The 21,831-nt window shown below is 70.7% G+C and carries 18 protein-coding genes; 12 read left to right on the top strand and 6 right to left on the bottom strand.

What is annotated here, in order from left to right; genetic code table 11:
• Positions 1-15: 15 nt before the first annotated feature.
• The 7 genes from leuC to OG972_RS08200 all read left to right on the top strand — a co-directional run bounded on the left by leuC (position 16) and on the right by OG972_RS08200 (position 7,778).
• Entirely contained in the window at positions 16-1,419 is a 1,404-nt protein-coding gene (gene leuC, locus OG972_RS08230) for a 3-isopropylmalate dehydratase large subunit (RefSeq protein WP_266979647.1), read from the top strand.
• 25 nt (positions 1,420-1,444) lie between these two features.
• Positions 1,445-2,059, top strand: coding sequence for a 3-isopropylmalate dehydratase small subunit (gene leuD, locus OG972_RS08225; RefSeq protein ID WP_323135856.1), 615 nt, complete (start codon positions 1,445-1,447; stop codon positions 2,057-2,059).
• Positions 2,060-2,109: 50 nt separating this feature from the next.
• The gene (locus OG972_RS08220) at positions 2,110-2,310 is read left to right on the top strand and encodes an MbtH family NRPS accessory protein (RefSeq protein WP_266979643.1); all 201 of its coding nucleotides are present in this window, start codon (positions 2,110-2,112) and stop codon (positions 2,308-2,310) included.
• A gap of 56 nt (positions 2,311-2,366) precedes the next feature.
• Positions 2,367-2,693 (top strand): hypothetical protein, encoded by a 327-nt coding sequence (locus OG972_RS08215; RefSeq protein ID WP_266979641.1) that lies wholly within the window; start codon positions 2,367-2,369, stop codon positions 2,691-2,693.
• A gap of 312 nt (positions 2,694-3,005) precedes the next feature.
• Positions 3,006-4,832 carry a protein kinase gene (locus OG972_RS08210; protein ID WP_266979639.1) on the top strand — a complete coding sequence of 609 codons (1,827 nt, stop codon included), beginning with the start codon at positions 3,006-3,008 and terminating at the stop codon, positions 4,830-4,832.
• Positions 4,833-5,045: 213 nt separating this feature from the next.
• The gene (locus OG972_RS08205; protein ID WP_266979637.1) at positions 5,046-6,887 is read left to right on the top strand and encodes a gamma-glutamyltransferase family protein; all 1,842 of its coding nucleotides are present in this window, start codon (positions 5,046-5,048) and stop codon (positions 6,885-6,887) included.
• A 63-nt stretch (positions 6,888-6,950) separates the two neighbouring features.
• Positions 6,951-7,778, top strand: a complete 828-nt coding sequence (locus OG972_RS08200) for an inositol monophosphatase family protein (RefSeq protein WP_266979635.1) — start codon at positions 6,951-6,953, stop codon at positions 7,776-7,778.
• Positions 7,779-7,796: 18 nt separating this feature from the next.
• On the opposite strand, the gene OG972_RS08195 is transcribed toward OG972_RS08200, so the two are convergent.
• The 3 genes from OG972_RS08195 to OG972_RS08185 all read right to left on the bottom strand — a co-directional run bounded on the left by OG972_RS08195 (position 7,797) and on the right by OG972_RS08185 (position 9,732).
• On the bottom strand, positions 7,797-8,327 hold the full coding sequence (locus OG972_RS08195) for an SDR family NAD(P)-dependent oxidoreductase (protein WP_266979633.1): 531 nt from the start codon (positions 8,325-8,327) through the stop codon (positions 7,797-7,799).
• 117 nt (positions 8,328-8,444) lie between these two features.
• Complete coding sequence (locus OG972_RS08190) at positions 8,445-8,864, bottom strand: VOC family protein (protein WP_266979632.1); 420 nt, start codon at positions 8,862-8,864, stop codon at positions 8,445-8,447.
• A gap of 43 nt (positions 8,865-8,907) precedes the next feature.
• Entirely contained in the window at positions 8,908-9,732 is an 825-nt protein-coding gene (locus OG972_RS08185) for a nucleotidyltransferase family protein (RefSeq protein WP_266979630.1), read from the bottom strand.
• 86 nt (positions 9,733-9,818) lie between these two features.
• Between OG972_RS08185 and OG972_RS08180 the strand changes: the two genes are divergently transcribed.
• A complete protein-coding gene (locus OG972_RS08180; protein WP_266979628.1) occupies positions 9,819-11,234 on the top strand; it encodes an NAD(P)/FAD-dependent oxidoreductase in 1,416 nt (471 codons plus the stop codon).
• 347 nt (positions 11,235-11,581) lie between these two features.
• Here the strand turns inward: OG972_RS08180 and OG972_RS08175 are convergent, their stop codons facing one another.
• Both OG972_RS08175 and OG972_RS08170 read right to left on the bottom strand, forming a co-directional pair.
• Complete coding sequence (locus OG972_RS08175; protein ID WP_266979627.1) at positions 11,582-15,433, bottom strand: S8 family serine peptidase; 3,852 nt, start codon at positions 15,431-15,433, stop codon at positions 11,582-11,584.
• Between the two features lie 171 nt (positions 15,434-15,604).
• Positions 15,605-16,576, bottom strand: coding sequence for a helix-turn-helix domain-containing protein (locus OG972_RS08170; RefSeq protein WP_266979626.1), 972 nt, complete (start codon positions 16,574-16,576; stop codon positions 15,605-15,607).
• 337 nt (positions 16,577-16,913) lie between these two features.
• Between OG972_RS08170 and OG972_RS08165 the strand changes: the two genes are divergently transcribed.
• Genes OG972_RS08165 through OG972_RS08155 form a run of 3 tightly spaced genes read left to right on the top strand, consistent with a single transcriptional unit; the run spans position 16,914 to position 19,504 of the window.
• On the top strand, positions 16,914-17,450 hold the full coding sequence (locus OG972_RS08165) for an O-acetyl-ADP-ribose deacetylase (RefSeq protein WP_266979624.1): 537 nt from the start codon (positions 16,914-16,916) through the stop codon (positions 17,448-17,450).
• A 50-nt stretch (positions 17,451-17,500) separates the two neighbouring features.
• Complete coding sequence (locus OG972_RS08160; protein WP_266979622.1) at positions 17,501-18,973, top strand: AlkA N-terminal domain-containing protein; 1,473 nt, start codon at positions 17,501-17,503, stop codon at positions 18,971-18,973.
• 12 nt (positions 18,974-18,985) lie between these two features.
• Positions 18,986-19,504, top strand: a complete 519-nt coding sequence (locus OG972_RS08155) for a methylated-DNA--[protein]-cysteine S-methyltransferase (protein ID WP_266979620.1) — start codon at positions 18,986-18,988, stop codon at positions 19,502-19,504.
• Between the two features lie 12 nt (positions 19,505-19,516).
• Here the strand turns inward: OG972_RS08155 and OG972_RS08150 are convergent, their stop codons facing one another.
• Positions 19,517-20,617, bottom strand: a complete 1,101-nt coding sequence (locus tag OG972_RS08150) for an LUD domain-containing protein (protein ID WP_266979618.1) — start codon at positions 20,615-20,617, stop codon at positions 19,517-19,519.
• Positions 20,618-20,768: 151 nt separating this feature from the next.
• Here OG972_RS08150 and sigJ point away from each other — a divergent pair, with 151 nt between their 5' ends.
• Positions 20,769-21,707 carry an RNA polymerase sigma factor SigJ gene (gene sigJ / locus OG972_RS08145; RefSeq protein WP_266979617.1) on the top strand — a complete coding sequence of 313 codons (939 nt, stop codon included), beginning with the start codon at positions 20,769-20,771 and terminating at the stop codon, positions 21,705-21,707.
• Positions 21,708-21,831: the final 124 nt, after the last annotated feature.

Below are 21,831 nucleotides of genomic sequence, written 5' to 3'. Positions count from 1 at the left end.
GGAGAGAACCGCACGATGCCACAGACGATGTTCGAGAAGATCTGGGACGCGCACGTGGTGCGTGACGAGCCCGGAGAGATACCGATGGTGTACATCGACCGGCATCTCACGCACGAGGCGACTTCACCGCAGGCATTCGCCGGGCTGCGGGAGCGCGACCTTCCGGTGCACCGCCCGGACAGCGTGGTCGCGGTGATCGACCACAACGTCCCCACCATGCCGGGCCGCCGCCTGATCGACGTGGTCGACAGCCAGAGCGTCATGTGCATCGAGACGATGGAGGACAACGCCCGCGAGTTCGGCGTCCGGCTCCTCGGCATGAACGACGCCGACCAGGGGATCGTGCACGTCGTCGGCCCGGAGCTGGGCCTCTCGCTGCCCGGCATGACGGTGGTGTGCGGGGACTCCCACACCTCCACGCACGGCGCCCTCGGTATCTTCGCGGTGGGCATCGGCACCAGCGAGGTGGAGCACGTCCTGGCCACCCAGTGCCTGCTGCAGCAGAAGCCCCGCACGATGAACATCAGCATCGACGGGACGCCGGCGCCCGGCGTGACAGCCAAGGACATCGCCCTGTTCGTGATCCGCCGACTCGGCACGGACGCCGGCACCAACCACGTCATCGAGTTCAGCGGATCCGCGGTCCGGTCCCTGACGGTCGAGGGCCGTATGACGCTCTGCAACATGGCGATCGAAGCGGGCGCGCGGGCCGGCATGGTCGCACCCGACGACGTCACCGTCGAGTACGTCCGCGGGCGCCGCTTCGCACCCTCCGGGGAACTTTTCGAGCGTGCTGCGGAGCAGTGGAAGCAGCTCGCCGGCGACCCGGGCGCCCGCTTCGATGCGGAACACCACCTGGACGTCGGCGACCTGGTCCCGCAGGTCACATGGGGGACGGACCCCGGCATGGTCGTCGATGTCACCGGAACCGTGCCCGACCCGGCCGCCGAGAGCGACCCCGTGACCCGGGCGGGAATGGAACGCGCCCTGGAGTACATGGGCCTGGAACCCGGTCAGCGCGTCCAGGACATCGCGGTCGACACCGTCTTCATCGGCTCGTGCACCAACTCGCGGCTGGAGGACCTCCGCCTGGCGGCCCAGTACGTCGTCGGCCGGCGGGTCGCGGCCGGCACGCGCGCCATCGTCGTCCCCGGCTCGATGAGCGTGCGCCGCCAAGCCGAGGACGAGGGGCTGGCGGAGGTCTTCCGCGAGGCGGGCTTCGAGTGGCGGGAGGCCGGATGCAGCATGTGCATCGCCATGAACGGGGACCGTCTCTCCGCCGGAGAGCGCTGCGCCTCGACCAGCAACCGCAACTTCGAGGGACGCCAGGGCCGCGGCGGCCGCACCCACCTGGTCAGCCCGGTGACGGCGGCTGCCGCCGCAATCACCGGCCGCTTCGCCGATGTCCGTGACCTCTAGACAGACACGCAGAGAAAGGATCTCCGTGGAGAAATTCATCACGTATGAGGGCACCGCGGTGCCGCTCATGCGGTCCAACGTCAACACGGACGACATCGTCCCCGCCCGCTTCCTCAAGTCGATCCGTCGTACCGGCTTCGCCGACCACCTGTTCGCAAACTGGCGTTACCTCGAGGACGGCCGCACGCCCGACCCGGAGTTCGCCCTCAACCAGCCCGGTCACGAGGACGCCGGCATCCTGATCGCGGGCGAGAACTTCGGCTGCGGCTCCTCCCGCGAGCACGCGCCCTGGTCGCTGCGGGAGTACGGATTCCGCTGCATCATCGCCCCGAGCTTCGCGGACATCTTCCACAACAACTGCTTCAACAGCAGCATCCTCCCGGTCGCCCTGGAACCGTCGGAGGTCGATGCGATCTGCACTGCCCTGGCGAGCGCCACATCGCCGACCCTGCACGTCGACCTCCCGGCCCAGACCGTGACGACCGCCGACGGCCAGGTCTTCCGCTTCGAGATCGACCCCTTCAAGAAGAACTCGATGATGGAGGGCCTCGACAACATCGGATGGTCCCTCTCCCACAAGGACGAGATTCTCGCCTACGAGTTGCGCCGCCGGCAGGAGGCGCCCTGGCTCTTCGCCTAGACCGCGCCGCCGTGCGGCGAACCGTTCCCGACAGCAGAGACGGAAGAGCAATGGAAGAAACCCGCATGAAGGTGCTCATCAACGACGAGGACCAGTACTCCCTGTGGCCGACGTACCTCGACGTTCCCTCCGGATGGAGGGAGACGGAAAAGGTCGGCTCGAAGGAGGAGTGCCTTGCCTACGTGAAGGAAGTCTGGGTCGACATGCGCCCCAGGAGTCTGCGTCGGCAGATGGAGGAGACGGCCGGCTAGCCGGCTGGATCACCGCGCTCGTCAAAAAGCCCGTAGCAGTCATGGAGGAGTCATTCATGGACGAACTCGTCGAGCGTCTCTCCAAGGAGGGGCAGAAAGTCGTCGTCGGCGGCCCGTCGGCCTCCCTGGAGGAGTTTCAGCGGCGCCTCACCGAGATGGGGTACGTCTTCGTCAAGTTCCCCGATTCCGGCGGGACCACGGACCTCGGGGTGCGCGTCGACGAGGCGGCCACCGACCTCGGCGGCGCCGACTTCGCGAAGGGCACCGGCAGTGTGCACGTGGAAGGGACACTGACGCTCAACTACGTACAGGTCCGCTGCCTGGCCGACATCGACCTGACGTCGCTCAGCGGCAGCGGACACCTGGTGGCGCTCGTGCCGTGATTCCCGGCGGCCCGTGGCCTGGGTGAAGCGGGTCCTCGCACGGCGGTCGAGCGCACGACATGCTCGCCCGCCGCACCGAGGGCCCGCCGCCTGAACAGACAATGCGCGAGAACCGCCCGATTGACCATGACCGCTACATACGGATCATGCCACCCACCAGCGTCAACACCTCACCCGTTATCACGCACCAACTCGTAGGAACCGCCCCGCTCGTACAACGCGTCCCTCAACTTCACCAGGTAGATCAACAGCGTCTATTCTCACCGAGTTACGCCGTTGACCAGGCGGGAAGAGCGGGAGAGTCACACCATCATGAGCGGTACGAACGGGGACGGACGCGACGCGCGGGACGACAGCGTCGACGGGGGCATTAAGCCGCTCGCGGTGAGCGATCCCGCGCGCATCGGGCCGTATCTGCTGCTCGGGCGGCTTGGTGCCGGTGGCATGGGGCGGGTATTCCTCGCGCGGTCGGACAGCGGGCGGACCGTAGCCGTGAAGGTCGTGCACGAAGAGCACGTGTCCGACGAGCAGTTCAGGGCGCGGTTCCGGCGGGAGATCGAGGCGGCGCGGAGGGTCGGTGAGCGGTACACGGCGCCGGTGCTCGACGCGGGTCCGGGCGACGAACCGCCGTGGGTCGCCACGGGGTACGTTCCCGGGCTCTCGCTCGAGCAAGTCGTCCGGCTGTACGGGCCGTTGTCGGCCTCGTCCCTGCACTTCCTCGCCGACGGGTTACTGAAGGCGCTCAAGGATATTCACGGCGCCGGGATCGTGCACCGCGACCTGAAGCCGTCCAACGTGATGCTCACCGTGGACGGCACGAAGGTCATCGACTTCGGGATCGCGCGGGCGCTCGAGACGTCCGTCGAGTCCTTGTTGACCAGTACGGGGATGGCCATCGGCTCACCCGGGTTCATGTCGCCGGAGCAGGTGCGCGGGCAGCGCGCGGGGGTCAAGAGCGACGTGTTCACCCTCGGGTGCGTGCTGACGTATGCGGCGACGGGGCAGCTGCCGTTCGGGCAGGGGGCAAGCAATCAGCACGCGGTGATGTTCCAGATCGTGGAGGGCGAGCCCGACCTGACGCGTGTCGAGGACGCCGCGCTGCGGGCGCTCATCGCCCGGTGCCTGACGAAGGGCATCGACCAACGGCCGGACGTCGACGAGCTGTTGGAGGATCCCGAGCGGCCGCGTCCCCGCGCCGCGCGTGGTGCCTGGCTGCCTGCCGGCGTCGTCGCGCACCTCGCGCAGCAGTCCGCGCGGCTGCTCGACGCCGAGGCGGCGCCGCTGCGGGAGGAGCCCGTGGACCTGGCGACCGTCGGGCTGCGGCCGAAGAACGGGCCTCCCGAAGTCGTCCCGGCGGACAACGACACCACGACGGGACGGCGGGAGCACGAACGGCGGCCCCGCCGGCGCCACAGGCTCATCGTTCTGCCCGTCGTTGCCGTCATCACGGTCGGCGGCGGCACGGTCGTCCTGCTCCAGCCCTTCGAGGGCGGCGGCGGGGACGGAGCACACGCCCAGCCACCGGGCAGCAGCGCGAGTGCCACTCCCGGTGGTAGCAACTCGCCGAGCGCGCCCAGCAGTTCACCTTCCAAGGGAGGAAACAGGAAGGACGGGGGTGACGGCAAGGGTGAGGACGGCGAGAAGGGGCAGGGCGGCGAGAAGAAGCCGGGTGAGCCGAACACCCAGGAGAGCGGCGTCAGTTCATCCGATGGCACCAGCGGCTCTGGCAGCGGCGGCACCGCAACCAGCGGCGGGTCCGGCTCTACGGGGTCGTCTGGCACTTCGGGCTCGGACGGCGGCGGCTCGTCCGGCTCCGGCGGCTCGTCCTCCGGCTCCCGACCGCCCGCCATGACGAGCTACAAGGCCGTGTACACCAACTCCTGTGTCGGCGCGTGCGACATGCCGATCAAGGTGAGCTGGTCGGCGATCTCCCGAGCGACCAGGTACGACATCCACTACACCAACACGGGCAGCAACTTCACCAAGAAGAACGTCGACGCCACCTACTCAACCGGCAGCACCAGCTACACGATCAAGGGTCCGTACTCCGGTGACGAGATCTGCGTCACGGTGCGCGCGGCCAACAAGTACGGCGCCTCTGCCTGGGCGGAGACCTTGTGTGACACGGTGCCCTACTAAGTGGAGCTCGCAAAATGGGAGTCCGATCACCCGGCTCTCCAGTGATCATTTTCATGCCAGAAGCGGGGAAGAAGGGGCGCAGGGCGATTGATAGCCTGCCGGGGGAGTGCACGAAGGAGGGTTCCGGCCCGGACTCCCCAGATTCTCCCCAGGACCGATCCTGAGCGCCAACTGGACTGGCCGAGGTCCGGAAACAGCGAGGTGAGAGGCCGTATGTTCACGACCCGTCCTACCCTCCAGGGCACCTTCGGCATGGTGTCCTCCACCCACTGGCTCGCCTCGCAGTCCGCGATGGCCGTCCTGGAGGACGGCGGCAACGCCTATGACGCCGCCGTCGCCGCCGGATTCGTCCTGCACGTCGTCGAACCGCACCTCAACGGCCCGGCCGGTGAAGTGCCGATGATCCTGGCGCCCAAGGACGGCGAGGTGCAGGTTCTCTGCGGTCAGGGCCCGGCCCCGGCGGGCGCCACCGTCGCCCACTACCGCTCCCTCGGTCTCGACCTCGTCCCCGGCACCGGACCGCTTGCCGCGACGGTCCCCGGCGCGTTCGACGCCTGGATGCTGCTGCTGCGCGACCACGGCACCAAGTCGGTCGCCGAGGTGCTGCGGTACGCGATCGGATATGCGGAGGACGGCCACGCACCCGTCGAGCGGATCGGCCAGACCGTCGAGACCGTCCGCGAGCTCTTCGAGACCGAGTGGCAGTCGTCCGCCGACGTCTACCTCCCCGGCGGCAAGTCCCCGAAGCCGGGGGAGCTGTTCCGCATCCCCGCACTCGCCGCGACCTGGCGCCGACTGATCGCCGAGGCCGAGGAGACCGGCGGCGACGACCGCGCCGCCCAGATCGACACCGCCCGGAAGATCTGGAGCGAGGGCTTCATAGCCGAGGCCTTGGTCCGCCAGGCCGCCCGGCCCACCATGGACACGAGCGGCGCCCGCCACACCGGCACCCTCGCCGCCGCCGACCTGGCCGGCTGGTCCGCGTCGTACGAGACGCCCGCCACGTACGACTGGAACGGCTGGACGCTCGCCAAGGCCGGCGGCTGGAGCCAGGGTCCCGCCTTGCTGCAGCAGCTCGCCCTGCTTCCCGCCGAGCTTCCGCAGTACGGCTCCGCGGAGTATGTGCACCTGCTCATCGAGGGCTGCAAGCTCGCCATGGCCGACCGCGAGGCCTGGTACGGCGACGCCGCCGAGGTGCCCCTCGACATCCTGCTCTCGGAGCCGTACAACGCCGAGCGGCGCGCGCTCATCACCGACGAGGCATCGCACGAGCTGCGCCCCGGCAGCCCCGGGGGCCGCACCCCTGTCCTCAGCGGCCACGCGCACGCCGTCGCCGCGGGCGAGGCGGGCTTCGACGCCTTGGGCATCCCGGCTGCGGGCGTCGGCGAGCCGACCGTCGCCAAGGGCGGCGCCGCTGCCGGTGAGCCAAGCGTCGCAGCGGACGGCGCGACCCGGGGCGACACCTGCCACATCGACGTCGTCGACCGCTGGGGCAACATGGTCTCCGCCACCCCCAGCGGCGGCTGGCTGCAGTCCAACCCGGTCGTGCCGGAGCTCGGCTTCCCGCTCGGCACCCGTCTCCAGATGGCGTGGCTCGACGAGGGCCTGCCGAACTCCCTCACCCCCGGCCGCCGCCCCCGCACCACGCTCACCCCGTCCCTCGCCCTGCGCAACGGCGTCCCGGTGATGGCGTTCGGCACGCCCGGCGGCGACCAGCAGGACCAGTGGCAGGTGCACTTCTTCCTCGCCGTCGCCCTGCGCGCCGAGGTACGCGGCGGACTCGACCTGCAGGGCGCCATCGACGCCCCTAACTGGCACAACGACAGCTTCCCCGGCTCGTTCTTCCCGCGCGGCATGCGGCCCGGCAGCGTCACCGTCGAGGAGCGCATGGACCCGGATGTCGTCGAGGAGCTCCGCCGCCGCGGCCATGACGTCACCGTGGGCGACCCGTGGTCGGAAGGGCGGATGTGCGCCGTCGCCCGCGATCCGGAGACCGGGGTGCTCTCCGCCGCCGCGAACCCCCGCGGCATGCAGGGGTACGCCGTGGGTCGCTGACCGGCCACCTCCGCTTCATGACCAGGTCGTCGGGTTCCCGATGGGCCGTGCTTAGCTGGAGCCATGATCGATGACTTCCTTGCCGGGGACCTGACCGAGGTCGAGGAGGCGGTCCGCGCAGCGGCCGCCGCCGAGATCATGCCGCGCTACCGGCAGCTCGCCGCACACGAGATCGTCGAGAAGAGCGGCCCGCACGACCTCGTCACCACCGCCGACCGCCTTGCCGAGGAACACCTCACCGCGTCCCTGACGCGGCTGCTTCCCGGTTCGGTGGTCGTCGGCGAGGAGGCGGTCCATGCCGATCCGAAGGTGTACGACGCCCTGGACGGCGACGCACCGGTCTGGATCGTCGATCCGGTCGACGGGACCCGCCAGTTCGTCCGCGGCGAGCCCGGCTTCTGCACCCTCGTCGCCCTCGCCCACCGCGGCGAGCTCCTCGCCTCCTGGACGTACGCCGCGGCACTGAACGAGATGGCGATCGCGATACGCGGCCGGGGAGCCGTGCTCAACGGTGTGCCGATACGCTCCGGATCGCCCGTGCCCGGTGCCGCACTCGAAGTCGCGATGTCGCACCCCGACTACACCACCGACGCCCAGAAGCGGGCGCTGCTCGGCCTGTTCGTCGAAGGCATCCACGTCCGTCCGTGCGGCTCCGCGGGCCTCGAATACCTGGCCGTCGCCCGCGGCGACCAGGACGCGGTCGCCTTCAACTGGGAGTACGCCTGGGACCACGCGGCGGGCCTGCTCCTGGTCACCGAGGCGGGCGGCGCCCAGGCCACGCTCTCGGGTGCCCCGTTCCGTATCGCCGGGGGCAACGACCTGCCGTTCACCGCCGCCCGCGACAAGGCGACGGCCGAACGGATCCTGGCGGCGCTGCGCGCCGGGGGCTGACCTTCCCGACGGCCCAGGTCAGGCGATGAGCGTCCGGGTCACCGCGGCGAGCCGGGCCCGGGCCGCCAGGTCGTACGCCTGCTCATGGGCCCTGGTGTCCGTGAACCGGTCGAAGTACCGCCCGGTGACGGTGGCCAGAGCAGGATCGGTGATCAGCAGATACGGCGCCACATGGTTCACCGCGAACCGCAGCTCGTACCCCTGCCGGCTCACCTCACGCCGGTCCGGGGTGGCCCCGCCGCCGACTGCCGCGTTGTTGACCAGGACGTCGAGCCGGGGCTCGGTGTCGAGGATCCGGGCGGCCATGGCCCGGACCTGGTCGAGGTCGGCAAGATCGGCGAGCTGGGTCCGTACCTCCGTGCCCGGCGCCGCCGACCGTACTTCGGCGGCGACGTCGTCCAGCCGCCCGCCGTCCCGCCCATGCAGCAACAGGGTGGCGGCGGCTCCCCGGACGGCGAGATCGAGGACGAGATGGTGACCGAGCGCCTGAGAGCCTGTCGGGTGACCTTCGATCGGATAGCGGACGCGGTCTGGTGCGTGCGATTCCAAGGCGGCGGGATGTCCTCGTAGCGGAGCTACTAGGATATTTCGGCAACGCGGGAAGCGTGCGTGCCAGGGCGTGGCCGCCCGATCAGAGGTCACCCGACAGGCTCTGAGAGGCAGCGGCTACGCCACCCGGTGCAGCACCAGGCAGAACGGGTGCCCGGCCGGATCGGCATAGATCCGCCACGGCCGCTCCGCCCGCTCCGCGTCCGCCGCCCCGGTCCCGCTCGTGCTCCCGTCGTCGAGCACGGTCGCGCCCGCCGCGACGACCTCCGTCTGCGCCGTGTCCAGATCCGGCACACCGAAGTCCAGATGGAACTGCTGGGGCCGCGCCGGGTCCGGCCACTGCGGCGGCCGGTGGTCCGCCACCCGCTGGAACGCCAGGACGAGACCGGCGTCGGTGTGCAGCGTCGCCCAGTTCTCGTCGAGCCCCCACCGCCGGTCCGGCTCGTTGACCCGGCCGCCGAGGACCGACCGGTAGAACTCGGCCAGGCGTACGGGATCGGGACAGTCGAGTACCACGCACTGAAGTTCGGCGATCATGCCGGGATCCTAGACCGGGCCCGGTGCTCTGCGGAGACCCTTTTCACCCGACCACCGCCCGCACGTCGCGCACCACGGACGCCGCCGTCTCCACCGCGGCCGTGTCCAGGCCGCGCAGCGCCCCATCGACCCGCTCGCTGAAGTCCGCCGGAGTCTCCGGCAGCAGCGCGGCCGCAGCCAGTGCCCCCTTCTCGTTCAGGCACCAGGTGCGGTGGTGGGCGTGGAGAGTCTGCGCCAGAATGCCGAACGCCCGCGACAGGCAGAGCGCGACATGGAGCGTGTCCCCGGAGGACGCCGACTTGCGTGCCGCCGCGACGGTGAAGTCCGCCTCCCACGCGGCGTCGCAGAGCGCCCTGCGCAGGGGCTCCGGATAGTCGCGCGTCTGCTGCTGAAGTTCCGTCAATTCGTCGTAGGGATCGGCCAGTACGCGCCCCAGGGCGACCTCGCCGGGATAGCAGGGCGACCAGAATCCCAGCGGATGGCCGGGCTGGACGCCCACCTCGAAGCGGCCCTCGCGGCAGTCGGACCAGACGCTCTCGACCCGGTCCAGATCGCGCAGGATCCAGTCCACCGCCGTGCCGTCCACCCGTAGCCAGGCGCCGCCGTTGACCCAGGGACCCCAGCCGCCCGGGCCGGCCACCTCCACCCGGGAGCCCTGCGCCTGAGAGGCGAGTGAGGTGAGGGCGACCAGGTCGAGTGTCCCGCGGTAGTAGACGCCGAGATCCCAGTCGGAGTCCGGGCGATGCGTGGAGCGGGCACGGCTGCCGCCGAGGGCGACGGCCCGGACGCCGGGCACCGCGGCCAGCCGGGCCGCCATGTCGGCGACCATCGATGCGCGCACTCGTTCTGCTGCCGATTCCGTATTCATCGGCCCGGACGGTACCCGCGGTCCGGCTGTCGGCGCAGCGGAATATCCTGGAGTTTCTTGCCATCGGCTGACGAAGGAGTCCGAAGGTGCCATCGATGCTCGATGCCGTCGTCGTGGGGGCGGGCCCCAACGGACTGACCGCCGCAGCCGAACTGGCCCGCCGGGGCTTCTCCGTTGAGGTGTTCGAGGCGCAGGAGGCGGTCGGGGGCGGTGCCCGTACCGAGGAGCTCACACTCCCCGGCTTCCGTCACGACCCGTGTTCCGCCGTTCACCCGCTCGGCATCGGCTCGCCCGCGTTCGCCGGGATGCCGCTCGCCCGGCACGGCCTGGAGTGGCTCCAGCCCGAGCTGTCGCTCGCTCACCCCTTCCCGGACGGCTCGGCCGCCGTGCTCACCGGTTCCGTGGGGGAGAGCGCCATGTCGCTCGGACCGCAGGACGCGGGGGCATACCGCAGGCTGCTCGCCCCGTACCTCGGCCACTGGGACACGCTCGCGGAGGACTTCCTGCGTACCCCGTGGATCGGCCTGCCGCGCGACCCGTACCGCTGGGTCCGGTTCGGGCTGGACGCGATCCAGCCCGCCACGCTTCTCGCCCGCAGGTTCCGGGGCGCGAAGGCGCGCGGCCTGTTCGCCGGACTCGCCGCCCACGCCATAGCCCCCACCAGCGGCCTTGCGACCGGCGGTATCGCGCTGCTCTTCGCCGTCGCGGCCCACGAGAACGGCTGGCCGGTGCCGCGCGGCGGCTCACAGGCCATCTCCGACGCCCTCGCCTCGTACGTGCGTGAACTGGGCGGCACGATCCGTACCGGTATGGAGGTCAAACGCCTCGACGAGCTCCCGCCCGCCCGTGCCTATGTCTTCGACACCTCGCCGACCGCCCTCGCGCGGATCGCCGGGCTGGGCCAGGCCTACCGCGGCTACCGGTACGGCGCATCCTGCTTCAAGATCGACTATGCGCTGTCGGGCCCCGTCCCCTGGACCGCGAAGGAGGCCCAGCGGGCCGGTACGGTCCATATCGGGCCCACGGCGGGCGAGATCGACAGCGCGATGCGGGCAGCCGTGGCGGGCCGCGACCCGAGCGTGCCGTTTCTGATCACCGCACAGCCCAGCCTGGTCGACCCGTCCCGCGCACCCGAGGGCCGCCATGTCTTCTGGGTGTACGGACATGTCCCGGCGGGCTGGGAGGGCGATGCCACGGAGGTCATCGAGAGGCAGCTGGAGCGGTTCGCCCCCGGCTTCCGAGATCTGGTGCTCGCCCGCGCCGTCGCGGGCCCGCCGCAACTCGCCGCGCGCAACGCCAATTACGTCGGCGGTGACATCGCGTGCGGCGCGTTCGCCGGTCTGCAGACGGTGATCCGGCCCAAGCTCGCCCGCGTGCCGTACGCGACGGCGCACCCGGCGGTGTTCCTGTGCTCGTCGGCCACGCCTCCCGGGCCCGGGGTGCACGGCATGTCCGGTCACCACGCGGCGAAGGCGGTCTGGCGGAGGCTGCGCGCCGAGTGAGACGGCGGGACGGGGCAGCCCCGGGCAATCAACGTGCCGACGGGTACGGGTTCTGGGCTGCGGGCACCCGAAACCGGTGTGCGTGAGGCTTCGCGCCCCTTGGTCGTCGTTGGGCCTCCGTGCAGCGCCCCGAGTGCCGGCGGAGGCTGGGGGTTGGGGCCCACCCCGTCCCCGTCGGCTTCGGTGAACCGGCGGAGCACCGGCCGAGGCAATGGCCATGACGGTCTCCCCGGAGCCGGGGCCGGGGCCGTGCCCCACCGCAAGAGCGGGCCCGGGACGGAGGGCGGGAGAGCTGGGCGGCCCGCCGCCCGGGTTCGGGCGGCGGGCCGCGGTCAGGAGCGGGATCGTCAGCCGACGTGTCCGCACCAGTACTCGACGCAGCCGACCTCGAACGCCTTGCGGACGGTCTCCGTCACCTCGCTGCCGTCGGCGGCCACCGCATGGGTACGGAGCGCGACGCGGCCCTGGGCGAGGGCCGGGATCTCCACCGCCCAGCGGTCGCCGTCGGCCCGGACCGATGCCGCGGTCCAGGTCGTACCGCCATCCACCGAGTAGTCCATGCCGACCTTCGTCACCGGTGCGCCGGTCGAACCGGTCTGCCTGGCGACGGACACATGGAATGTGGCCGGCTTACCGATCTCGATTTCCTCCAGTCCGTCGAGCGGCAGATCGTAGCGGAGGTCCAGCAGCGAGGCGGCCTTCGGCCGGTCGGTGTCCGTGTGCCCGGAGCGGAAGCGCCACTCGTCGGTCACCGAGTCGGACATCGGCCAGTGACTTCCCAGCTCCGGGCCGCCGTCCCGGTGCGCGGCAATCTTCAAGCGGTACCATTTGTCGTCCGGTGAGAGCCTGAACTCGCCCTTGCCGGGCACGTTGTTGTCCGCGACAGGGGTGCCGTCGTCCCGGGTCAGCACTGTGCTGCCGCTGTCCATGCCCGACATGTTGTCGGAGCGGTGGCCGGCGGCGTCGGAGAACATCGGCAGTTCGATCGACAGGTCGTCACCGGTACGTGCCACCTGCGGCTCGCCCTTCGAGTCGCGCACCGACAGTGAGGGGTTGAACGGTGCCTTCAACCACTCGTTGGAGTAGCTCTTTCCGACCTGGTACTCGGTGGGCTCGGTGTACTGCGCGCCCACCGTGGCGCCCTCGGCGTCCAGGATGTGGAACGTCGCCGTGGACCATGGCACGTCCGGGGTCAGATAGAGATCGGTGGCGATCGGCGAGCGCGTCGCGGTGTGCTGCTGCAGCCAGACCAGGCCGTTGTGCTCGATCCAGCCGTACAGTCCCTTGATGTCGTTCGGGTACCCCGGCGCCCAGGCAGTGGTGCGGACCTTGGCGAGGTCGCTGGTCCGGTCCGTCCACCGGGCACCGGCCGGGACCCGGCCGTCGACCTGGTGGAAGGTCAGGTAGTGGTACGCGCTGCCCGTGGTGCCCGTCAACCGTAGCGCCAGCGGCCCGGCTGCGAGCAGCGCGCGCAGCCGCTTGGTGTTGGCCACGTCGATGGACAGGATCGGGTCGGTGGGCTGGGAGCCGCTGATGTACCCGCTGACGACGATCACCGCGGCGCCGGCGGCCTTGATGGCGTTGTAGCGGGCGGTGCGCACGGCGGTGGGGTCGATGAAGCCGGGCTCGAAGAGTACGACCTTGCCCTTCAGGTCCTGGCCGCTGATGTCGGCCCCGTTGGCGACGTCGACCACGGCGCCGGAGACGTCGCCGAACCAGCCGGCGAAGTAGTAGGGGTTGATCTGTACATCGATCGGTTTGCTGGTGGAGGTGTCCCGGGCGGTGACCCAGGGCTGCTGGAAGCTGCCGGCGCCGAAGAAGCTGAAGCCGGGCATCTCGGGACCGGTGCTGGCGACCGCGTAGACCGAGTGGGCATTGGCGTTCAGCGGGGCGATCAGGCCGGTGGTGGCGCTGCCCGATGAACCGCCGACCGTGGAGACCAGTCCGGTGCCGGCATAGGTGGTGGAGACGGCGTCGTCGCGGTCGACGCCGAGTGCCACCGGCTTCGCGTCCGCGATGTCGACGGCCACCGTGCGGTCGCTGTCCAAGGACACCTGGTAGGCGTAGTGCACGGCCGCGGTGGCGACCTCGGTGGTGCCGCTGAGACGCTGCTCCCAGACGAGGCCGAAGACGCGGTAGTCACCCGCCGGCAGGGCGAGCTGCTTCGTCTTCCCGGGGGCGAGGGAGATTCGTACGGAATCACCGGTCGACGTGTTCTGGACCAGTGCGCTGGTCGTGCTCTTGTCCACGCCCGGGCGGTTGTCGGCGCCTGTCAGGGTGAGGTTATGGGTGGTGTGCGCGACCGTGAGCGCGAACGGGGTTCGTATGCTCTGCCCACTGCCGGAGGCGGAGACGATGCCGCTGTAGGCGCCGCTCTTCACCGCGGCGGCCGGGGCCAGGGTCAGGTTCACGGTGCCGCTGCCGTGTGCCGGGATGTCCAGGTGGTTCTTGTCGAGGACAGCGAGCGCGGCAGGTGCGGTGCTGCCGTCGGGGCCCGTGGCCTCTTCCCGGACGTTCAGCTGAATGGCGTGGTCCGAGCGGTTGGTATAAGTGACCCGGCGCACCGTCGGACTGCTGCTCGCGACCGGCTGGGCGGCCTTGACGGTCTGCAGCACGGCGGGCTCCGCCGAGACTCGGCCGTTCAGCGTGGCAGGGATGTCGACGCGGCCGGCGCCGACGTCGAAGACGCCCGCCTGCTCGACCCCGTCGGACGCTGCTACGAGAGCCGCCTTGAGCTGTTCACCGGTCCACTCGGGGTGTGCCTGCTTGACGATGGCAGCGGCACCCGCGACGTGCGGTGTAGCCATCGAGGTGCCGGACAGCTTGGCGTACGAGCTGTTCACGGACTCCGCGGCGAGCGTGCCGGCAGCCCGGGCGGCGACGATGCCGGTGCCGGGGGCGGCTATCTCGGGTTTGATCGCGTCGTCGCCGAAGCGGGGACCGCGAGAGGAGAACGAGGACACGGCGTCCTGCTTGGTGACCGAGCCGACGGTCAGGGCCGAGTCGGCGGCGCCGGGGGCGCCGACCGTGTAGGCGGCGCCGGAGTTACCGGCGGCGACCACGAACAGGCTGTCGGATTCCGCCGAGAGCCTGTTCACGGCGGCCGACAGAACATCGGTGCCGTCGGTCTTCGCGTTGCTGCCGAGGCTCATGCTGACGACGTCGGCGCCCTGGGCCACGGCCCAGTCCATGCCGGCCAGGATCCAGTCGGTGTAGCCGCTGCCGTTGTCGTCCAGGACCTTGCCCTCGATCAAGGAGACGTCCGGGGCGACGCCCTTCAACCGCCCGCCGGAGGCCGCGCCGGAGCCGGCGATGGTCGAGGACACGTGAGTGCCGTGGCCGTTGCGGTCCTGGATGCTCGTCGCGGAGGTGAAGTTCTTCGAGCCGGTGACCCGGCCGGCCAGGTCGGGGTGCCCGGTGTCGTAGCCGGTGTCGAGCACCGCGACCTTGACGCCCTTTCCGGTGAGGCCGGACTTCCACGCCTCGGGTGCGCCGATCTGCGGGACGCTGACGTCGAGGGTCGTCTTCACCTTGCCGTTGAGCCACAGCCGCCGGGCGGCGGCGCGTGCGGTACGGGCCTTCCCGGTGCCGCTGCCCGTGAGCCGGTTCCAGGCGGTCGCGGCCCTGTCCTTGTCGACGCTCAGCGCGGTGATTCCGAGCCGCGGGAGCGAGCGGGTGACCTTGGTGCCGGCGGGCGCGGAACGCAAGGCGGTGCCGCCCATGCCGTCGCGGCCGCCGCCGGGCCCGGCGGCGAGGACCGGGACGGTGCTGCTGTGCTTGTCGTCACCGCCGAGCGCCACCAGTCCGGTGACATCGAACAGGGCCTCGTCCACCGTGCCGCGGTTCACCAGTTCCTCGGCGTCGGTGGGCATCACATACTCGTGCCCGTTCATGTGGTAGCGGGTGAATCCGATGCGCTCCCGGTCCGGTGCCGGGGTGACGCCGGTCACCTGGACCTTCGTCCCGCGTCCGATGAAGGCGACTCGGTCGCCGGTCACGAGAGTGACGGTGGAGGAGCCCGGACCGGAGGCGGCTCCGGTGGAGAACAGTGGCGCGGCGCCGGGGCGGGCGGGGGCAGTATCGGCCTTGGCCGGTATGGACGTCAGGGACAGGCAGCCGCTGGTGAACAGGGCGGCGGCTGTCGCCGCGGTGATCAGCCGGGATCTGCGCGAGGTGTTGTCGACATGATGACGGAACATCAGCGTCCTTCTGCTCGGGGGCATTCGAACATCGACACCATGTCATCGGTGAAGAGCGCTGATCAGTGTGGAGAACTGGCGGTTTGATGACTTGTCACTAATTTGACAGCCGTACGACGGGCTGGTCGCCCCTCGCATGGTCGGGGGAGGCTTTTGGCTTGGTCGGCGGCGTCAGAGCCAGTCGCGGCGAGCTGCTTGCCAGCCGAGTTGAAGCCGGGTCTGCACTCCCGCGAGGGCAAGCAGCCGCTGAACCCGTCGGTGGACGGTGCGTTTGCTCACGCCCAGCTGAGAGGCGATCGTCTGATCGGTGTATCCGGCAAGCAGCAGCGAGAGCAGGCGCCGGTCGTCGGCCGACAGAGGGCCGTCGGATGCTGTCGTCGGCACGGCACGCACCGGTACGGCGGACTCCCAGATCCTGCGGAAGATCCAGCCGAGGGCCTCGAGCAGGGCAGGGATGCGCGTGACCAGGGCAATCGGTTCGCCGCGCGGGTGTTCTCGCGGTACGACGAGAGCCAGCCGGTCGTCGGCGATGACTATCTTGAGCGGCACATCGACCGCCACCCGCATCTCCTCGCCCAGTGCGGCCCATTCGTCGAGCAGCAGCGGTGCCTCCCGGCTATCCAGGTCCAGGGAGGCTCGTTCGTAGATGACCTGGTACCGCACACCAGCGCGCATGGCGTCGCGTTGACCGCGATTCGCGGCGGCCGGGACGGCAACGGCGGGACCGGAGGTCAAGGCGCGGATCGTTTCGCACGCTGTTCGCTGGATCTGGGCGAACCGCTCGGCGATGGCGGCTGTGCCCTCGATGACCTCGATCGTCTCGGTGGCGCCGCCAGAGAGGTCGTCGCCCTGGTGGCCGCGGGCGAGCTGGGCGACGGCGAGCTGTACTTTGCGCAGGTGGTCGATGTGCTGAAGGACCAGCAGGTTCAGCGTGATGTCCGGCGGCGCGGCGCGCAGGGCGCGGCGTCGGCCGGGGTGGAGTGTCATCAGGCCTCTGGACTCCAGTGCGGCAAGACCCGCGGTCACCTCCGGCAAGGGCAATCCGGTGCGGTCCGCCAGCTCGGCCGCACCGACGGCGGGCCCGGTGAGGAGTGCCACGTACAGACTCTCCTCGGCAGCTCCGATCCCGATCGCTTCGAGCATCCCACCCCACAACCCATAGGCATTGCACGGACAAGCAACTCTCTCCAGCGTGCAGTCGGCAGTCCCGGTTGCCCCGCGCGGAAGAGTGGTGTGCGGCCGAGAGACTATCCGCCGAAGATCCAACAGATGCCGTCATGTCGTGGCGGAGACTGGCCACGGCAAATATCCGCCACGCGGATATGCGCGGTCCGGCCGGCAGTTGCCGCGGGGAGACGCTTCACCGGGCGCCCTCATCCGCTCCCCGTTCGGCGACATCGCGTGCGGCGCGTTCACGTCTCGCGACGGCTCCGGGCGGTTTGAGACCACCGGGCCGCCCGGTCGCGGCATGATGGCCGACATGCGCACACCCTCGGCCGTCACCGTCACCCTGGTCCGCGGTGACATCACCCAGCAGTCCGTCGACGCCATCGTCAATGCCGCGAACTCCTCACTGCTCGGCGGCGGCGGAGTCGACGGCGCGATCCATCGGCGCGGCGGCCCGGAGATCCTCGCCGCCTGCCGCGAACTGCGCGCCTCGCAGTACGGAAAAGGGCTGCGGACCGGTCAGGCGGTAGCGACCACAGCCGGGAAGCTCGACGCCCAGTGGGTGATCCATACGGTCGGGCCGGTGTGGAGCAGCACCGAGGACCGCTCCGCGCTGCTGGCCTCCTGCTACCGGGAATCACTGCGGGTGGCCGCCGAGCTGGGTGCGCGGACCGTCGCCTTCCCCGCCATCTCGACCGGTATCTACGGCTGGCCCCTGGACGACGGCGCGCGGATCGCCGTTCGAACGGTCCTGGCCGAGGCTGGGGCTCCGGTGGAGGAGGTGCGTTTCGTGCTGTTCGACGCACATGCGTACGCGGAGTTCGAAGAGGCCCTGGCAGCGCAAGGCTGATGTCGGATTTCCGCCAGCCGGGCGTGCGCCGGGTGGCTCATGCTTGAGCCATGTACACCGACACCGAGCGCTGCGTACGGGCCGTCCAGTCCAAGGACGCCCGCTTCGACGGCTGGTTCTTCACGGCGGTCCTGACCACCCGGATCTACTGCCGTCCGAGCTGCCCCGTCGTGCCGCCCAAGGTCGAGAACATGACCTTCTACCCCAGTGCCGCCGCCTGCCAGCAGGCCGGTTTCCGGGCGTGCAAGCGGTGCCGGCCGGACACCAGCCCCGGCTCCCCGGAGTGGAACGCCCGCGCCGACTCCGTCGCCCGTGCGATGCGGCTCATCGGGGACGGGGTCGTCGACCGCGAGGGTGTGCCGGGGCTGGCCGCGCGGCTCGGCTACTCCGCCCGGCAGATCGAGCGGCAGCTGCTCGCCGAGCTGGGTGCCGGTCCGCTCGCCCTGGCCCGCGCCCAGCGCGCCCAGACCGCCCGGCTGCTCATCGAGACGACCGAACTCCCCATGGCCGACGTGGCGTTCGCGGCCGGGTTCTCGTCCATCCGTACCTTCAACGACACCGTCCGTGAGGTCTTCGCGCTCGCGCCGAGCGAGCTGCGCACCCGGGCCGCGCGGTCCGCGAAACCGCCGGCGACGCCGGGAGTGATAACGCTTCGGCTGCCCTACCGGGCCCCGCTCAATCCCTCCAACCTCTTCGGTCATCTCGCCGCGACCGCGGTCCCCGGCGTCGAGGAGTGGCGCGACGGCGCCTACCGCCGGACGCTCACCCTCCCGTACGGGCACGGCATCGTCGCCCTCACCCCGCGCCCCGACCACATCGCGTGCCGGCTCTCGCTCACCGACCCTCGCGATCTCACCCTCGCCATCAGCCGCTGCCGCTGGCTGCTCGACCTGGACGCCGACCCGGTGGCCGTCGACGACCAGCTGCGGGCCGATCCGCTGCTCGCCCCGCTGGTCGACAAGGCGCCGGGGCGGCGGGTGCCGCGTACCGTCGACGGGGCGGAGTTCGCCGTACGGGCGGTGCTCGGCCAGCAGGTCTCGACCGCCGCCGCCCGCACCCACGCGGCCCGCCTGGTCACCGCCCACGGCGTCCCCGTCGACGACCCCGAGGGCGGTCTCACCCACCTCTTCCCGACCCCGGAAGCGCTCGCCGGGCTCGACCCCGAGCAGCTCGCGCTGCCGCGCAGCCGTCGCACCACCCTCACGACCCTCGTCGGCGCGCTCACCGACGGCTCGCTGCAACTCGGCACCGACACCGACTGGGAGAGGACCAGGGCCGAACTGATCACACTGCCCGGCTTCGGCCCCTGGACCGTCGAGGTCATCGCGATGCGGGCGCTCGGCGACCCGGACGCCTTCCTCCCCACCGACCTCGGCATCCGGCGGGCGGCGGAGCAACTCGGCCTCCCGTCGACCCCCGCGGCGCTCACCGCACGCGCGGCGGCCTGGCGTCCCTGGCGGGCGTACGCGGTCCAGTACCTGTGGACCGTCGACGACCACCCCATCAACCACCTTCCCGCATAAGGTAGTTCACTCATGAATGCGACACGCACCCCGACCCGGCAGCACACGGTCGTCGACAGCCCGTACGGGCCATTGACCCTCGTCGCCACCGACGGAGTCCTCTCGGGCCTCTACATGACCGGGCAGCGGCACCGCCCGCCGGAGGAAACCTTCGGCGACCTTGACCCGCGCCCCTTCACGGAGACGATCCGCCAGCTGGACGCCTACTTCGCGGGCGAGCTGCGGGAGTTCGACCTGCCCCTGCACCTGGACGGCACCCCGTTCCAGCGCAGCGTCTGGGAACAGCTCCAGGCGATCCCGTACGGCGAGACGCGCTCGTACGGGGAACTCGCCGAAAACCTGGGCAAGCCGGGTGCCTCACGAGCTGTGGGCCTCGCCAATGGCAAGAACCCGGTCGGGATCATCGTCCCCTGCCACCGGGTCATCGGAGCGTCGGGCGGCCTCACCGGCTACGGCGGCGGACTCGACCGCAAGCAGCGGCTGCTGGCCTTCGAGAACGGCGCGGAGGGCGACACGCCGGCGCTCTTCTAGGGCGTGTTTGGGTCAGTATCCGATGGCCTCTCGGAGAAGCAGCACGGTGCCGCGCCCTGGGCGGGGTTCCGCGTTGAGGATGAGCAGGCGGTTGACGGCGCTGGGCATCCCGTACACCGCCTGGGCGCGGGCGTTCTCCAGCGGGAGGGCGTGCTCCTCGACGCGACGCAGCGCTGTGCGCAGGTCAGGCACCACCTTCTGCGCGCCGACGATCCAGAGCGCGTGGGCGGCGCCGCCCGCGTTGGCAGGGAGTTGGCTGCCGCTGCCCGAGGCAAGAACGAGCGAGCCGGTCTCGGTGACCGCGGCGACACTGTTGACGACGAATTCGGGGCTGGCGACCAGCCTTCGGATCTCGTCGGCGCCGGTGGCACGGTCGATGGCCAGGACGCGCGGCCTGATGGCGTCGTACCGGCCGCCGGTGTTGATGTCCTCGTCGATGCCGGACAGTCGGAGGGTCTCGCTGGCTCCGGTGAGCACGCTGGCGCCCTCGGGGACCAGGTCCTTGATGCGGGCGCGCGCGGCAGCGGCGTCGTCGAGGATCTCGGCGGCGAAGCCGTTGGTACGCAGCGCGGCGGCTACCCGCTCCAGTCGTTCGACCGATGCCGGGTCGGCGAAGGATGCGGCCGGAGCCGGGGTGGCCGTGGCGTCTGCCGGGTTGGTCCCTGAGCCCTGCGCCGCGTGGGGCGCCGTGCCCGCCAGCGGGGAGGTGTCGAGGTACCTGACCTCGTACACCCGCTCGGCGAACTTCCAGCCATCCGCGGTGCGCTGGTAGCGGTCGTGGTAGACGGCGTAGTTCAGACCCTGGCGTCCGTCGAGGGCGCGCGCGAGTTCTTGGATGTAGGCGCGGCCGGTCGCGGTGTCGCCGTCGAGCAGGATCGTGCCGGGGTGTGTGGTCTGTACGAAGAAGTCCCACTGGCTCTGCAGCCGCTCGCCCCCGGCACGGATCTCCTCTTGGCCGACCTGCTCGGCGGGGATGTTGGGCATGCGCAGGGCACCGTTCGGTGTGAACAGCGACGCCAGGCGGGGTCGGTCGCGCATCATCGCCGCGTCGGTGAACTCGCCGCGCAGTGCCTCGATCTCGACGCGGTCCGCGATGGCCTGGAAGTCGTTCACCGTCAGTCACCTCTCCGTCTTGTTGTCGTCCTCACCGGTACGACAACGCAGCCCTTCGGAATGTGAGGCGGCGCCTCGGCCTCACAGTCCGGTGTGCTGTCTTGTCGTACCGGGTAGAGGCACAGAAGCGAGCGGGGGAGACGGCCAGACCATGACCACCAGAGCCGAGCCCGGCGACGATCAGAGCGATCCGGGCCTCAGCGCGATCACGAGCGAGCGGCGCCGGCTGATCAACCTCGGCTATCGACTCCTCGGATCCCTTGCCGACGCCGAGGACGTCGTGCAGGAGACCTACGCCCGCTGGTACGCCATGTCCGCACGGGAGCAGCAGGCCATCGAGTCGCCCGGCGCCTGGCTGGTGACGGTCGCCAGCCGCATCTGCCTGAACCTGCTCGGCTCGGCGCGGGCCAGGCGGGAGACGTACGTGGGTGACTGGATCCCGGAACCGCTGCCCGAGCCCACGGAGTGGATCACCGGGCGCTCCGGCGTCGGCGGGATCGACCCGGCCGATCGGGTCACCCTCGACGAGTCAGTGACGATGGCCTTCCTGGTCGTCCTCGATTCGATGACCCCGGCCGAGCGCGTCGCGTTCGTCCTGCACGACGTCTTCCGCTACCCCTTCGGCGAGGTCGCCGAGATCGTCGGCCGCACTCCGGCGGCGTGCCGCCAACTGGCCTCGTCCGCCCGCCGTCGCATCCGCACTGCGCAGGCCCCGGCGGGCCCGAGTGCCGGGCAGGCCGGCATCGTCAGGCAGTTCAGAACGGCGTGGGAGGCCAAGGACATCGACGCCCTGATCAGCCTGCTCGACCCCGACGCCACCGCGACCGCTGACGGCGGAGGGCTGGCCGTCACCCACCTGCACCCGATCGTGGGCGGTGAGCAGATCGCACGTGCCTACGCCGAGATCGCCCGTGTGTCGGGCGACCGCACGACATTCCTGGAGTGCACGGTCAACGGCCTGCCCGGCTTGGTAGCGCAGCAGGACGGCAACATCGCGACCGTGTTCGCGTTCGAGATCGCGGGCGACCGGATCAGGCATATCTGGGCGGTGCGAAACCCCGAGAAGCTCCGTCCCTGGCGGAGCAGCTGAGGAGCGATCCGACACACAGCAGCGATCGGATCGTGACCAGCACCAACCCGCACCGAGCCCACATCTCGAACACGCCAGGGCAATACACCTGGTGCCGTGACCGGACACGGCGAAGCCCGGCGGA

The sequence above is a fragment of the Streptomyces sp. NBC_01669 genome, from assembly GCF_026339735.1.
Lineage (GTDB): Bacteria > Actinomycetota > Actinomycetes > Streptomycetales > Streptomycetaceae > Streptomyces > Streptomyces yanii.
Note: the sequence above shows the minus strand (reverse complement) of the source record. Positions and strands in the feature narration are given on the sequence as shown.